Genomic DNA, 13,588 nt, shown 5'->3' with positions numbered 1-13,588 from the left:
AGGCCAGTCGTCAGTTGTGCATCACCTTCAACAGCAGACCAGATTGGACTTGTCCAACCGTCTGATACAACAGGGTGCGCTGTGGTTTTCCATTGAGCCAATGCAATCAATATCGATGCCAAAGCAGAGCATCGTCCCATGAAGCTGTCAAATGAAATCGGCGATGGTGCCTTGTCTGTACAGTTCAGGCCGCAGTCAGGGCGACAAGATGATTGTCGAAGGCCAGCGGGTGTTTTGCCCGCAAGGTGAGGTCCGCGTCCGAGAGTGTGTAGACATGCCCGAACCCGTCGGTGACGAGGCAGCTGTTCTGCGGCGTACTGCACAGCCCGCACACATCCGCTGCGCGGTGCACGCCGGTCTCCGCGCCGCTTTGATCAAAGGTCAGCATGTGCCCCCCGCGCGGCGCCGAGGCGGCGATATGCGTGCCAAAGGCACTCACGCTGCCGATATATCCATCAAGTTGGCGTAGGGTCAGGTCGTTGATGTGTGCCGGGATCAGGGTCCCGTTCCCTTTGTAGAGGCCCACAAGGGCGGGTGCCTCGAACGGATCGCCTTGCCATTGGAAACCGCAGGCAATGGTGCCGTTTGTCCCCACCGAGATGTGGCGCAGCGAGTTGAGGTGTTCGGCGGCGGGCCCTTCGGCAAGGTCGGTCAGCTGCCCGCCCGTGTCGAACAGGGCCAGGTTGGGTCGCATCGTGTCCAGGTTCAGTTTATCCCGGCCCGTATCGGGATGGGTGCGGATCCCACCATTTGCCACCGCCAGCATGCCGCCGGGCAGCCGCAGGATTTCATGTGGTCCGATCCCGGCAGAGGCGAACGCATCCAGCCGCGTGTAGCCTGCGCTGCGGTCCCAGACCCCGATCCGCCCCTGACCGGTTGCGATCTCGTTTTCGGTGGTGAACAACAGCGCGCCATCTGCCGAAAATGCGCCGTGCCCGTAAAAGTGATGCCCGAAGGGTGCGGTCAGGGTTTGGGCGACGTGGCCCGTTGCGCAGTTGATCACCTTGGCAAAGGTGCCGGGACGGCGGGCGATGGCAACCGCTTCGGCCAGATGAGGATGCGCTGCGGCGGCGTGACCGCGGGCGGGCAGGGGCAGCTGGAAGGTGATCGCTCCCGTCACCGACAGTCCGACCAGAACATGTTGCCCCTCTGGGGTCATTGCCGCGCTCAGGGCGATCGGATTGCCAACGTCAGACCACCCGAGCGTGGGTGTGACAGAGGCCGAGGCCAGCCCGGCCAGAAAGGCGCGTCGCGAGGGCATCAGTCCCCGTCGAGTGAGTTGAACCCGGCGCTGATGCCAAGGGGTGTGCCGATCTCGTTGATCATGGCCACTTGCACGGCGCGAACCGCCTGTTGCAGCACCTCGACCTTGAACCGTCTGGCGGGGTCCGCGACATCTTGCAGTGCCGGATCGTCCAGCGTTTTGGCTCGTTGCCGGGCTTCGGCAAAGGCCGTGCGGGTTTGCGTAAGGTCGGTGTCAGTCATGGCCGTCGCAAGCGTTTCGAGCGCTGCGAGTTGCAGTTGGATATGTCGGAGTGTGCGTTCAGAGCGCCGCGCCTCGGCCCGACGGGGTCTGGGTCGATCGAACGTGCCCAGAGGACGGCCAAGGCGTTGGTCATGCAGAAATTGGAGCCCGGTGGACAGGGCCGTGTAAAGCGCGCGGCGGGCCTCATCTTCATCCTGGAAGCGGGTATTCCCGTCTGTGCCCGCGCTGCGCATGAGATCGGCAAAGGCGGGCCAGTCATGGGTGATGGCCTCCGATTTCCGGGCCAGCCCGGTGGCAATGGCCTGCGTCAGACGGCAGGCATAATCGGCGTCGGGCTGCGGGTCATAGAGCATCCGTTCCAGTGCCGTGAACCCTTGGGCCGCTGCGGACACATCGTCAAAGTTGTCGGGGTCATCCACGATAGGGTCGCGCGCTGCGGTCAGGCGGGCGAGGGCCTTGCCCGTGCTGTCCTTGGGGTCGGGCCAGAAGGACATGGGCAACGTGAGTGCCTGATCTTCGAGTGGGCCGAACTGGATGTGGCTGATGCTGATCCAGGCGTCATAGGCGATGTGGAAGGCGGGGCGTACGGCCTGCGGCGTGCAATCAGCTTGCGCTGTGTCGGCCAGTGCTTGCGTCGTGTCCGCCAATTCCGTCTGGGCGGGCAGGATGTGGGTGTCGAGTGCGCGATCCACATCTGCAAATGCGGGCAGGGCGCAGAAGGGCAGGATAAGGGCGAGTCGCATGTCAGAGGCTTTCCAGGAAACGGAGAAGGGCGGCACGATCCGGCGGGTCCATGTCGATGACGGATTGTTTTTGCGCCTCGGCTTCGCCGCCATGCCACAGCACCGCTTCGAGCAGGTTGCGCGCGCGCCCGTCGTGCAGGAAAAAGGTGTGGCCTGACACCTGTTCGGTCAAGCCGACCCCCCACAGCGGCGGGGTGCGCCATTCCTGACCCGTCGCCCGCCCCTCGGGCCGGTTGTCGGCAAGGTCCGGGCCCATATCGTGCAAAAGCATGTCGGTATAAGGCCAGATCAGTTGGAAACTCTGTTCGGGCTGCCCCTCAAGCCGGTGGGTCACGTGTTTGGGTGTGTGGCAGGCAATGCAGCCCGTTTCATAAAACACCTGTTTGCCGCGCAGGACCTGCGGATCGCTTACATCACGGCGCGCAGGCACAGCGAGATTGGTGGAGTAAAAGGATACAAGCTCAAGACCCATATCCCCGATCTCTGCATCATCATGCGCCGCGGTATTCCCGTTGGGGGCCGTGCGGCATTTGGTCTGTGCCTGGGTGCAATCCCCGAACCCTGAAGGGTGCAGGGTGGTCGAAATACCGATATCTCCCGCAAAGGCGCTGGCGGATTGTTCCCAGATCGACGGCTGACCTGCCTTCAACCCAAAACGGCCCAGCATCGGTGCGCCGTATCGCGACGACATCACGATCTGGGCGCGGCCCGAAATGCCATCGCCATCTGCATCGTCCGGGTCTGCGCGCGCCAGAATGTCCGCCGCCGGGATCGCGTCAAGCTGGCCAAGGCCAATCATCTGCGGCGCGATGCGCGGGCTGACCATAACGTCAGGGTGCAGATCGCCATAGCCGAGATCGGTCAATGCGTAATCCGGACGGCGCAAAGTCGCCGTTTTACCCCCCGAAAGTGCGATTGTCTGCTCGGTATAGGTGATCTGGATTTTGGCCTCGGCGGGGATGTCGGCCACCGAAGCATCCTGTATCTGTGTGCCATAGGTGGGCTCTGGCAGGGTTGCGATGTAATCCGCGATCTCTTGTGGTGCGACACCGCCGGGGACCGAAATGCGCATCAGCATTGATGTCGCGGAGTCATGTGGGCCATCGGGCGGATGGCCGCGCCCGTCCTTGAGATGGCAGCGTTGGCAGGACCGCGCGTTGAACAGGGGTCCAAGACCGTCAGAAGCCAGCGTGGACGAGGGCGCGGACACCCACAGCTTCCTGAAAAGTCCGTTCCCAACCTTGAAATCCAGCTCTTTTTCAAAGCTGATATTGTCTGACGGCAACGAGAAAGCATCGGCTGTATTGATGACCCGTACGGTCGCCGAACCTGCCGAATTGCTTTCAAATTGTTCAGCTTTTTCGAAATCCGTGGTCGGGGCGATGACCTGAAGGATCCGCTCGGCTTCGGCCTGTGTGCGGGGGATTACCGGCATGTGCAGATCCGCCAATTCAGCGGATGCACCCCCAGGAATTGACAGGCTTATGGCAACAAGTGTCAGCTTAAAGGTTGTGATCTGCTTCATAACTTATAAATATACTCAGGAATAGGTTTTGGCAAAATGATTCATGCCTGCTTTGCAAAGAAAGACCTGCGACATGGTGCCCTTACGTTTGAATGTATCTGCTGAGCCCCGGCCCGTCACCCCACTTGCACCGCAGGCTTTTGCCTATCTCGATCAGCTGCGCCTCAAGGCGATGGAATGTCGCACCAAACCGCGTGCGGACCTGTTTGAGGCCTGCGCCTTGTTGCAAGTGACCCGATCCGCCAGCCGGGAGGCACACGCCGAGGCGTTGATGCGCTGTCTGGCCGAGGCCTTGGGCAAGTCCCCTCGTTTACATGCACCCGGCACGCTTGAAATGAGTTTTGACGAGACATGGCTGGTGGAATTGGGCAAGGCCCATGCGCGCGGTGACAGCGCCAGCATGAATTTTCTGTTGGGTTCTCGCGTGCTGCCGCAACACCGTCGGTTGATCCGCTATCTGGTTGGTCACATTTCGGACTATGGTCCATCGCTTGCGGACAATTCCTGAAGGTTGAGGGAATCAACACGCGCACCGGCCCTGCGAAGGCAACCGGTGCGCGCTGTGCCACCCGAGGGTGACAGATGTGCGCGGTCGCGTTTTCGGGAACGCCGCAACCGCGCGGGGGAGCCTTATTGGAACACGGCCTCCGGATCATCGAGGCTGTCGGATCCTTCGATCTCGATCGCATTGCCGCCCAGGGCGACCACGGCCCGTTCAATCGACCGGGTCTGGTCGATGAGTGCGTCCACCCCGCCCATGATCAACGCCTCACCCGCGGCGTTGCCACGTTCGAGCATTGAATCGTAGGCAAACCCGGCTTCGGCTGCGATCTTCATGTCCAGCATTTTCAGGATGGTTGCATCCAGCTTGGCCCGCATCTCTGCGTCCACGCCTGCATCCGCAGCGGCGACCAATGATGCCAGCGACTCGCCCGAGACGATGGACCCATCCACCCGCGTGTAGCTGCCCAGATAAACGTTGCGGATGCCCACCGCGTTGTAGAAATGGTCGTTGTAGGTGTTGTCGGCAAAGCAGGAATGTTCTTCTTCGGGGTCATTCAGCATCACGCCCAAGCGCATCCGTTCGCCCGCCGTTTCCCCGTAAGACAGTGACCCCATGCCCGTCAGGATTGCGCTGATCCCGGCGTTTTCGTCTGCGCTGAGTTGGGTGCGGGCGTCCCCGTCGTCCTGCCATTGCGCGACCATCCATTCCAGATCGGACACCAGCAGCGCCGTTGCCGCCGTCAGATAGTCAGCGCGGCGGTCGCAGTTTCCGCCTGTGCAGGCATCGCCCGAGGCATAGTCCGTCCAGGGGCGGTTGCCTGCACCTGCGCCGTGGCCATTCAGATCCTGACCCCAGAGCAGAAATTCAACGGCGTGGTAGCCGGTGGCGACATTGGATTCCACGCCGTCCGCTTCGTGCAGCGATCCTTCAAGCAGGGCAGGCGTGATGTCGGATGCGTCGATCGTGTTGCCCGACAGGGTGAAGGACGGGTTCGCCACGACGTTCAGCACCGCATATTCGTTTTCGTCCGTCGCACCGCCATAGGTGCCGTCCACATAGTCGATCAGCCCCTCGTCCAGCGGCCAGGCGTTTACCTTGCCCTCCCAGTCATCGACGATGGCATTGCCAAAACGGTAGACCTCGGTTTGCTGATAGGGCACGCGGGCTGCAAGCCATGCGTCCTTGGCCGCTTGCAGTGCTTCGGCAGAGGGGTTTTCAGTGAGGTTGTTGACCGCCGCCAGAAGGGACTGGCCCGTTGTCAGGCTGTCCGTGTATTTGGCCAATGCGATGTCGGCGTAATTGTCCAGAACCGCGGCCTTGTCCGCAAAGGCGGGCGCGGCGGCGCATAGCAATGTGCCGACGGCGGTCGTAAATTTGAAAGTCATAGGTGGCTGTCCCTTGTTGGTTCATTCAGCGGGTCTAGTGCAGGCGCACCACGTTGGGTGCGGCGGCGGTCGATTGCGGTTTGCGTTTGCGGTGAAAGCTGCGGGCGATGCTGCCAACCTCGCCTGCGAGGATGGCGATATGTTCGGCATGGGCTGCCCCGGACAGCAATGTGGCGATCAGGGCCGCATCGTTCAGGTGCCCGTCAGAGGCGGTGCGGATCAGATGCACAAAGACGCATTCATCCGAGCCGACGCAGTTGCAGCCAAGCTGGTGCCGGACAAGGGGGCGGTTCGCGGTCCCGACAATCTTGGTCACCAGGGTTTCGAACATATACCACGCGCGATCCGCCTCTGTCTCGGGGAAGAGGTTGTGATAGGCATGGCGGGCCTTTGCCTGACCGCGTGGTCCGTCGCACCAAAGGCGCAGATTCAGGATCAAGTCGGCTTCCCAAGCGTCCATGCTGGTCAGGGCGGCGATGGCGGCACCGCCGTGTGCGTGATGTGGAGGTGTCATTTTGTAAGGATCAACTTTCCGGCACGCGTGATACGCAGGTAGTAGATTTGCGCGTCCAGAACGATGCAGGCCTGAACGCCGTCCTTGATCAGCGCGCGGGCATCATAGGTGTCGATCGTTTGCCGATCCGGGGCGGCGGTGGTGCCGGGAATTTGGCTCATCGCGTTCATGGGGTCCGCTCCAGATGATCGAGCATGCGTTCGAGGCACTGGTCAGCGGGCACGGCCCCCATCATGGCCTCCTGCAACAACTCGCGACGCCAATCTCTTTCGCAACGCTTGATCGCGTCGGTACCCTCGCGTTTCTGGGTCTTTGCCATGTCTCAGCTCCTGTCAAATCGGGGCGTCCGGGCTGTCCAATGTCGGGTGGCTGAGACTCACTGTAGAGATGTTGACTGTTTTAGTCGGATACGTCAATCCAGAGTATTAAACTAAGAAAAGAAAAAGGCGCGGGTTTCCGCCGCGCCTTTGTCTGTTTTTTTGCCGGATGGGTTATTCCCAACCCACGTCATTGAAGATCCTTTGCGCTGTTGGCACGTTCTTCGCCACTTTGCTCAGATCAACCGAGTCAGGGCGGAACAGCCCAAGACTTGCCACTGACGGGCTGAGACCCACGCCCGGCACGGCTGGATACTCATCATTGCCGGCCGAAAAATACTGCTGCGCCTGATCGCTTGCCAGATATTCCATGAACTTGATCGCGTTGTCCTTGTTCGGCGCGTTGGCGGCGACGCCACCACCCGACAGGTTCATGTGGGCCCCTTCGCCGTTTTGGGCAGGAAAGACCCAACCGATATCGGCGCGCGCCTCTGCGGGCAGGCCATCAACGTCTTTGCGCACGGCACGGGCGAAGTAATAGGTGTTTGAAATCGAGATGTCGCATTCACCCGACACAAGACCCCGCAGCTGGTCGGTGTCACCGCCCTGAGGCGCGCGTGCAAAGTTGTCAACGACGCCCTGCGCCCAAGTCTTGGCCGCCTCTTCTCCGTGGTTCTCGATCACGGCAGACAAAAGGGTTTGGGAATACACATTTGAGGACGAGCGGTGGCACACCTGACCCTTATAGGCGGGGTCCGCCAGATCGACGTAGGTCTGGGGTGGGTTTGTCACATCGTTCTTGTCATAGAAAATGATCCGCGCGCGTTGCGAAAAACCGAACCACTGGTTGTCGGCATCTTGCAGGCTGGCGGGGATACGCCGCTCAAGCACGTCGCTGTCGATGGATTGCAGAACATCCGCATCCTTGGCGCGTTCGAGCCGGGATGTGTCGACCGTTAACAGGACGTCAGCGGGCGAGTTCGCGCCCTCGGCTTTCATCCGCTCGATCAGTTCGTCGGCTTTGCCCTCGATGCGGTTGATGGTGATTCCGGTGGCTTCGGTGAAGTCAGAATAGAGCCGTTCGTCTGTATCATAGTGGCGCGACGAATAGAGGTTCAACTCGCCTTCGGCCACGGCGCTGGTGGCTGTGATCGCCAGTGTGGCCAGCGTTACGAATGTTGTTTTGGTCGTCATGGAAGCTCTCCCGGTTCCTGGGGTATTAACCTTACAGAAATAGTCAATTACAGGATTGAGCGTACAAGGCAACCCTTTCTGATTAAAATGGTCAGGAATGTTTTGCGCACTCCCGCCATGTTTCGTGATTCTGGTGACGCCAACCGGATGCTGGCCGGGCGTGGGGTTTGCGGAGCGAGCGCATTTCGCTACGTCACGCGACCTGCCTGCCTGATCTTGCCCCATCTTTCCTCGCAACCCTTCGCTCTGGCCGCGATTTGTTGAACCCAAACCTGAATGGTTCTGACGTCGACCCCGTTGGCGCGACGGTGAGCGATCCGGTGGGAAGCCTGTGAAGAGTCCCGAGAGAACGACAGGCGAGGTGTGCAAGGTCCTACTCGGCGGGTGCAAACCCCGTGATCAATTGTTTCAGGCCAAAGGCAGCACCAAGTAAGATTGCAACGAAGGCAACAGGGGCGCTGAATGCCAAGACAGAAAAGGCCGAAATGCCCTGACCGACGCTACACCCAACTGCCAGGATGGCACCTGGTCCCATGATCGCGGCACCGAGTATCTGTCGTCGCAGTTCGCGGGGATCTTCACAGGCTTCCCATCGGAAATGACCTTTCGAGTAGGAGCCAAGGGCCGCGCCAATGACGACGCCGACAACGGACCCGACACTGAAAGACAGGGTGTTGCCCGATGCTGTCATGCTGTAGAGGATTGTGTCTCCGATCGGGGCGGCGAATGTATGTGTTTCGATGGGCTCGGCTTCGAAACCGTATGCGGCCACCCAGAATGTGCCAAGCCAGCCTGTGACGATAGCCAATCCGACCACAGCGCCCCAGAAGATATACGATGGAGACGCCCGCATTTCGGCCTTGGACAGTGTAAAGATCAGCAGTGCCCCACCGGCCACAAGGCCGGTAACAAGTGGGGAGACACCGACGGCTGACAGTAGTTGAGTAAACCCTTGGGGCGAGGATGCGTCGTTTTCCACAGGGAAAAGCCAGACACGGGCGTGTGCCAACGGGCCGGACATGACAAAATAGGCCGACAGCCCCATCACAAGCACGATGACGAAAGACCGCAAATCGCCCCCGCCCAAACGGGCAAGTGCACCGTAACCGCAGTTGCCGCTGAGGGCCATGCCGTAGCCGAACAACAAACCACCAATGATCGTTCCGACGGGGTTCCAGACCCGATCCAGATATGCGGTTTCTGCACTCTCGAACAAACCCAGGGGCATGGCGATATGGGTCCCAATTATGGCGATGCCTATTGCGATACCCCACATGCGCAAGCGGCGGTCGTCAGCGCCGTAAAGGACATCCTCGATTGCGCCCAAGGTGCAAAACCGACCGATGCGCGCAGCAAGGCCAAGGGCGATCCCACCCAAAAGGCCAATAAGAGCGACGGCATTCGTCTCTCCGATAAATTCCAGCATAGCTTCCCTCCCAGTACCCAATACTGGCGAGGCATCAGGTCAGTCCTGCTTGCAGAACAGTTCGTAGACCACTTCCATGATTTGTGTGGAGCGGCTGTCTGTCAAGCTGTAGTATATCGCCTTACCATCTCTGCGGGGCTTGACGATCCCTTCCAGGCGCAACCGTGACAGTTGTTGCGATACCGCAGACTGACGTGCCGATAACAATTCTTCGAGCTCGGTAACGGTCTTTTCGCCGGACGCGAGGTGGCACAGGATCATCAACCTTCCCTCATGGCTGATGGCCTTGAGAAAGTTGGAAGCCTCCTGAGCGTTCTGCATCATTTTGTCGATATCTTCCGCGCACATATTCTTGTTGAACACGGGCAATCCGGAGGGCGTAACGACTGATGTATCAGAATCGATGGACATCTTCATTTTCATATTGACCTAGCTCGCCTTTTCCAAGGAGATGTTTGCCCCCTCGAACATCATTGTCAGCAAACCCCAGAAAAAGTCCTCGCCTGGATACCCCTCGATACGTCCTTGTTCTTTTCCGTCCTCAACAAGGATGAATGTCGGCGTGAAGTGCACTTTTTTGGCAAAATCCACATCAGGCGTTTCACTGTGCAGGTCATAGCGCCGGAGTGGCGCTATCTGGCCCTCAGTGGTTTTCGGATAGATATGTGCGATTTCTTCGTTCCAGCGCGCGCACCAATAGCATCCACTTTCCTCTGCCATCAGAAGATACGTGTCTGCTGCTGCTGGCAAAGGAAGCGCGAGACCAAAGGCCAGTGAGACCACTTTCAACACTGCTTGAATTCCCGTGGTTGACGTATTTGTTGTATACATCATAATCTAATCTTTGAATACTTCAAGGCAAGAGGCGGCACTTGATGTTTGATGTCACGTTCGTTGGGGCGTTGGTCGCAGGTCTGCTCTCCTTTTTATCTCCGTGCATTCTGCCGATTGTCCCGTTCTATCTCAGCTATCTGGCAGGGGTCGGGATGAACCAGATCAGTGCAGAAGCCGAGGTGACCGGGGCCGTGCGTCGCCGGGCGGTGATCTCTGCGCTGTTCTTCGCTTTCGGGGTGATTGTCGTGTTTATGGGTCTTGGCGCGACTGCCACGATCTTTGGCCAAATGGTGCGAGAGTATTTTGACGTGCTGCGTTGGGTTGCTGCGGGCATCATCATCGCGATGGGCCTGCATTTTCTGGGTGTGATCCGGATCGGCATCCTTTACCGACAATTTCGGGCAGATGCGGGCAACGGCTCAAAGGTCAGTTACATTGGTGCCTTTGTGATCGGGCTGGCCTTTGCCTTTGGCTGGACACCCTGCGTCGGGCCCGTTCTGGCCGCGATCCTCTTTACGGCTGCGGGTCAGGAAACAGCCGGGCAAGGGGCCGGGCTGTTGTTCGTCTATGGTGTCGGGATGACTTTGCCATTTGTGATCGCCGCGCTTTTCATCGGGCCATTCATTCGGTTCATGGCACGTTTCCGGCGTCATCTTGGGCTTGTGGAAAAGGGGATGGGCGTGCTGCTCATCCTGTTTGGTGTGCTGATCGCCACCAATTCCATCAACTACATTGCGCAATGGATGCTGGAGACCATCCCTTGGTTCTCTGCCATTGGATAGGAGGAAAACGCATGAAACGATTTTTGGCATTTCTCGCGGCGTGCATGATCGCCACAAGCCTGCATGCCGCCGAATTGGGTGATGACGGTTTGCACAAGGCGGACTGGATGCGTGACACGTTCAAGGATCTGGGGGAAGATCTGGCCGAGGCAAACGCGGAAGGCAAACGCCTGATGGTCATCATCGAGCAGCGCGGCTGCATTTACTGCAGGAAGATGCACGAAGAAGTCTTTGTGGTGCCAGAAATCGCGCAGTACATTGAAGACAAATACTTTGTTGTGCAGATCAACATGTTTGGCGACGTGGAGGTCACTGATTTTGACGGGACAGTGTTGCCTGAGAAAGACATGGCAAAGCGATGGGGTGCCTTGTTCACGCCCAACATCTACTTCCTCCCGCAAGAGGTTGAACGCAGCCAAACCGTACCGCAGGCTGCCGTTGCAAACATGCCGGGTGCCTTTGGGCACTGGACCACTCTCAACATGCTTAGCTGGGTGGTGGAGGAAGGGTACAAGAGTGATGAACCCTTCCAGAAATACCACGCACGCAAATTTGCGGAACAATCCCAGTAGTGCCGAATCCGGGAAGACAATTGCCTTACTGATGCTGTGCGCGCAAACATATTAAAATTCATGTAATTGAATTTATCGTTGCATCAGAAACTGGGTGTGCCGTAGTGTACCGAAAAAAGATCCGTGAAGAATCTGCCTAGGGAGGGTACATGAAACACGCAATGGGATTTGCCGCGATCGCCGTTTTTGGCGCATCAATGGCTTTCGCTGAGGATGTGAAGCCGATGGCCGTGTCCTTTGCGGATGGGTCGGTTGAGGCCGCGCTGACAAGTACAGCAGGTGACCCGGCGAACGGTCGCAAAGTGTTTGCCAACCGCAAGCAGGGAAATTGCCTTGCATGTCACATGAATGCCGATTTGCCCGAGGAAAGCTTTCACGGCGAAGTGGGCCCACCAATGGATGGGGTCGCGGATCGGTGGACCAAAGCTGAACTGCGCGGCATCGTGACCAATTCAAAGATGATGTTTGAGGGCACGATCATGCCCGCCTTTTACGTCGACAGCGGCTATGAACGCCCGCTGGACGAATTCGCAGGCAAGAGCATCCTGACCGCACAACAGGTCGAGGACATCGTTGCCTACCTTATAACGCTCAAAGAAGACTAAACTTCTCAATTCGGAGGTTCACATGGAACTGACACGTAGAAAGATTCTTGCCCTCAGTGCCGGATCAGTTGCTTTTGCAACGCTGTCCAGCCTGCCTGCATTTGCGAGCCTGACAGATGATGCGATTGCCGAGCTGACGGGCGGGGCGGATGTGGGTGAGGGCACCATCAAGCTGACCGCGCCGGAAATCGCTGAGAACGGCAACACTGTCCCAATCGAAGTCGACGCGCCCGGTGCCGTCGAAGTGACGCTATACGCGGACGGCAACCCGGTTCCGAACGTCGCAACCTTCAAATTCGGCCCACTCAGCGCGTCGCGCAGCGCGTCTACGCGGATCCGGCTCGCCACCACGCAGAATGTCGTCGCTGTGGCCAAGATGGAAGACGGCTCATTCCAGATGGCGAAAGCCAACGTGAAAGTCACAATTGGCGGCTGCGGCGGCTAAGCAAACAGACAAGGAGATAAACCATGGCATCTGGTGTAAAACCACGGGTCAAAGTCCCAAAGAACGCCGCAGCGGGTGATACGATCACCATCAAGACGCTGATCAGCCACAAGATGGAAAGTGGTCAGCGCAAGGATGATGACGGCAACATCATCCCGCGTTCGATCATCAATCGCTTTACGGCGGATTTTAACGGCCAGAACGTCATTGACGTAACGCTTGAACCTGCGATCTCGACAAACCCCTACTTCCAGTTCGAGGCTGTTGTCCCTGAATCCGGTGACTTCCAGTTCACATGGTACGACGACGACGGGGATATTTACAAGGAAACCAAGTCAATCACTGTCTCATAAGAAAACGCAGGATTGTCAGGGAGGGAATATGATGAAGTCTGCACCATGGGTTGCGCTGGTCGCAATGGGTTTTGGCGGGGCTGCTGTCGCACAGGATAGCAAAGCGCTCAATGTTGAGGGCACAGCCCTTGTCACTGAGGCCGCGGCACCCTCACATATGGAAAATGTCGACACGATTTATTCGGGGTGGCGTTTCCGCTCTGGCGAAACGCAGGCACTGCAAACGGACGACTTTGACAATCCTGCAATGGTCTTTGTCGATCAGGGCATTGATCAGTTCGGCAAGATTGACGGCACGGAGGGCAAGGCATGCTCATCCTGTCACGAGAACATCGAGGATTTTGCCGGTCTGCGCCCGCAACTGCCGCGCGTTCAGGACGGTAAACTGGTTTCCATGGAAAATCTTGTCAACACCTGCCGGACCGAACGGATGGGTGCAGAGCCCTGGAAATGGTCTGGTGGCCAGATGACTGCTGTGACGGCCCTGATCGGGTTGCAGTCGCGCGGCATGCCAATCGATGTGGCGATTGACGGCGATGCAGCTCCCTTCTGGGAAAAAGGCAAAGAGCTGTACTACACCCGTGTCGGTCAGCTGGATATGTCCTGCTCCAACTGCCACGAGGACAACTACGGTACGATGATCCGCGCCGATCACCTTTCACAGGGGCAAATCAACGGTTTCCCGACCTATCGTTTGAAAAATGCCAAGCTGAACTCCACGCATGGGCGTTTCAAAGGCTGCATGAAGAATATTCGTGCGACACCGTTTGCCGAAGGTGGTGATGAGTTCAAGGCGCTTGAGCTGTATCTTGCGTCTCGTGGTCAGGGCCTTGCAGTCGAGTCCCCCTCCGTGCGCAACTGATCTGAAGTTTGACCCCGCACATGTTTGTTCGGGGTTCTTC

The 13,588-nt window shown here is 58.4% G+C and carries 19 protein-coding genes; 8 read left to right on the top strand and 11 right to left on the bottom strand.

Going from position 1 to position 13,588, the window contains the following annotated elements:
• Positions 1-184: 184 nt before the first annotated feature.
• The 3 genes from Q0859_RS19675 to Q0859_RS19665 are packed head-to-tail and all read right to left on the bottom strand — an operon-like array spanning position 185 to position 3,664.
• Positions 185-1,261: a DUF1513 domain-containing protein gene (locus Q0859_RS19675; RefSeq protein WP_299154488.1), complete on the bottom strand. Its 1,077-nt coding sequence runs from the start codon at positions 1,259-1,261 to the stop codon at positions 185-187.
• Positions 1,261-2,229 carry an imelysin family protein gene (locus Q0859_RS19670; protein ID WP_299154486.1) on the bottom strand — a complete coding sequence of 323 codons (969 nt, stop codon included), beginning with the start codon at positions 2,227-2,229 and terminating at the stop codon, positions 1,261-1,263. Before Q0859_RS19670 ends, Q0859_RS19675 begins: the two co-directional genes overlap by 1 nt.
• Position 2,230: 1 nt before the next feature.
• Positions 2,231-3,664, bottom strand: a complete 1,434-nt coding sequence (locus tag Q0859_RS19665; RefSeq protein WP_299154562.1) for a di-heme oxidoredictase family protein — start codon at positions 3,662-3,664, stop codon at positions 2,231-2,233.
• A 178-nt stretch (positions 3,665-3,842) separates the two neighbouring features.
• Here Q0859_RS19665 and Q0859_RS19660 point away from each other — a divergent pair, with 178 nt between their 5' ends.
• A complete protein-coding gene (locus Q0859_RS19660) occupies positions 3,843-4,262 on the top strand; it encodes a hypothetical protein (RefSeq protein ID WP_299154484.1) in 420 nt (139 codons plus the stop codon).
• A gap of 122 nt (positions 4,263-4,384) precedes the next feature.
• Here the strand turns inward: Q0859_RS19660 and Q0859_RS19655 are convergent, their stop codons facing one another.
• The 5 genes from Q0859_RS19655 to Q0859_RS19635 all read right to left on the bottom strand — a co-directional run bounded on the left by Q0859_RS19655 (position 4,385) and on the right by Q0859_RS19635 (position 7,669).
• Entirely contained in the window at positions 4,385-5,644 is a 1,260-nt protein-coding gene (locus Q0859_RS19655; RefSeq protein ID WP_299154482.1) for an imelysin family protein, read from the bottom strand.
• A 34-nt stretch (positions 5,645-5,678) separates the two neighbouring features.
• Positions 5,679-6,158 (bottom strand): hypothetical protein, encoded by a 480-nt coding sequence (locus tag Q0859_RS19650; RefSeq protein ID WP_299154480.1) that lies wholly within the window; start codon positions 6,156-6,158, stop codon positions 5,679-5,681.
• Complete coding sequence (locus Q0859_RS19645) at positions 6,155-6,328, bottom strand: hemin uptake protein HemP (protein ID WP_299154478.1); 174 nt, start codon at positions 6,326-6,328, stop codon at positions 6,155-6,157. The genes Q0859_RS19650 and Q0859_RS19645 overlap by 4 nt, the downstream gene beginning before the upstream one ends.
• Positions 6,325-6,477, bottom strand: coding sequence for a hypothetical protein (locus Q0859_RS19640; RefSeq protein ID WP_299154477.1), 153 nt, complete (start codon positions 6,475-6,477; stop codon positions 6,325-6,327). The genes Q0859_RS19645 and Q0859_RS19640 overlap by 4 nt, the downstream gene beginning before the upstream one ends.
• Before the next feature lie 172 nt (positions 6,478-6,649).
• A complete protein-coding gene (locus tag Q0859_RS19635) occupies positions 6,650-7,669 on the bottom strand; it encodes a Fe(3+) ABC transporter substrate-binding protein (protein WP_299154475.1) in 1,020 nt (339 codons plus the stop codon).
• 117 nt (positions 7,670-7,786) lie between these two features.
• Between Q0859_RS19635 and Q0859_RS19630 the strand changes: the two genes are divergently transcribed.
• Positions 7,787-7,933, top strand: a complete 147-nt coding sequence (locus tag Q0859_RS19630; protein WP_299154472.1) for a hypothetical protein — start codon at positions 7,787-7,789, stop codon at positions 7,931-7,933.
• A 109-nt stretch (positions 7,934-8,042) separates the two neighbouring features.
• Here the strand turns inward: Q0859_RS19630 and Q0859_RS19625 are convergent, their stop codons facing one another.
• Genes Q0859_RS19625 through Q0859_RS19615 form a run of 3 tightly spaced genes read right to left on the bottom strand, consistent with a single transcriptional unit; the run spans position 8,043 to position 9,815 of the window.
• A complete protein-coding gene (locus tag Q0859_RS19625) occupies positions 8,043-9,095 on the bottom strand; it encodes a YeeE/YedE family protein (RefSeq protein ID WP_299154469.1) in 1,053 nt (350 codons plus the stop codon).
• Positions 9,096-9,134: 39 nt separating this feature from the next.
• A complete protein-coding gene (locus tag Q0859_RS19620) occupies positions 9,135-9,506 on the bottom strand; it encodes a metalloregulator ArsR/SmtB family transcription factor (RefSeq protein ID WP_299154466.1) in 372 nt (123 codons plus the stop codon).
• 18 nt (positions 9,507-9,524) lie between these two features.
• The gene (locus tag Q0859_RS19615; RefSeq protein WP_299154560.1) at positions 9,525-9,815 is read right to left on the bottom strand and encodes a hypothetical protein; all 291 of its coding nucleotides are present in this window, start codon (positions 9,813-9,815) and stop codon (positions 9,525-9,527) included.
• Positions 9,816-9,970: 155 nt separating this feature from the next.
• On the opposite strand from Q0859_RS19615, the gene Q0859_RS19610 reads away from it, so the two are divergent.
• From Q0859_RS19610 to soxA, 6 genes are all read left to right on the top strand, one after another.
• Positions 9,971-10,711, top strand: a complete 741-nt coding sequence (locus Q0859_RS19610) for a cytochrome c biogenesis CcdA family protein (RefSeq protein WP_299154463.1) — start codon at positions 9,971-9,973, stop codon at positions 10,709-10,711.
• 11 nt (positions 10,712-10,722) lie between these two features.
• Positions 10,723-11,283, top strand: coding sequence for a thioredoxin family protein (locus Q0859_RS19605; RefSeq protein ID WP_299154558.1), 561 nt, complete (start codon positions 10,723-10,725; stop codon positions 11,281-11,283).
• A 149-nt stretch (positions 11,284-11,432) separates the two neighbouring features.
• Positions 11,433-11,888, top strand: a complete 456-nt coding sequence (gene soxX / locus Q0859_RS19600) for a sulfur oxidation c-type cytochrome SoxX (RefSeq protein WP_299154462.1) — start codon at positions 11,433-11,435, stop codon at positions 11,886-11,888.
• A 22-nt stretch (positions 11,889-11,910) separates the two neighbouring features.
• The gene (soxY, locus tag Q0859_RS19595; RefSeq protein WP_299154460.1) at positions 11,911-12,333 is read left to right on the top strand and encodes a thiosulfate oxidation carrier protein SoxY; all 423 of its coding nucleotides are present in this window, start codon (positions 11,911-11,913) and stop codon (positions 12,331-12,333) included.
• Between the two features lie 23 nt (positions 12,334-12,356).
• Positions 12,357-12,686 carry a thiosulfate oxidation carrier complex protein SoxZ gene (gene soxZ, locus Q0859_RS19590; RefSeq protein ID WP_299154458.1) on the top strand — a complete coding sequence of 110 codons (330 nt, stop codon included), beginning with the start codon at positions 12,357-12,359 and terminating at the stop codon, positions 12,684-12,686.
• 31 nt (positions 12,687-12,717) lie between these two features.
• Positions 12,718-13,548: a sulfur oxidation c-type cytochrome SoxA gene (soxA, locus tag Q0859_RS19585; protein WP_299154557.1), complete on the top strand. Its 831-nt coding sequence runs from the start codon at positions 12,718-12,720 to the stop codon at positions 13,546-13,548.
• Positions 13,549-13,588: the final 40 nt, after the last annotated feature.

It is taken from the genome of uncultured Tateyamaria sp. (assembly GCF_947497045.1).
Taxonomy (GTDB): Bacteria; Pseudomonadota; Alphaproteobacteria; order Rhodobacterales; family Rhodobacteraceae; genus Tateyamaria.
Note: the sequence above shows the minus strand (reverse complement) of the source record. Positions and strands in the feature narration are given on the sequence as shown.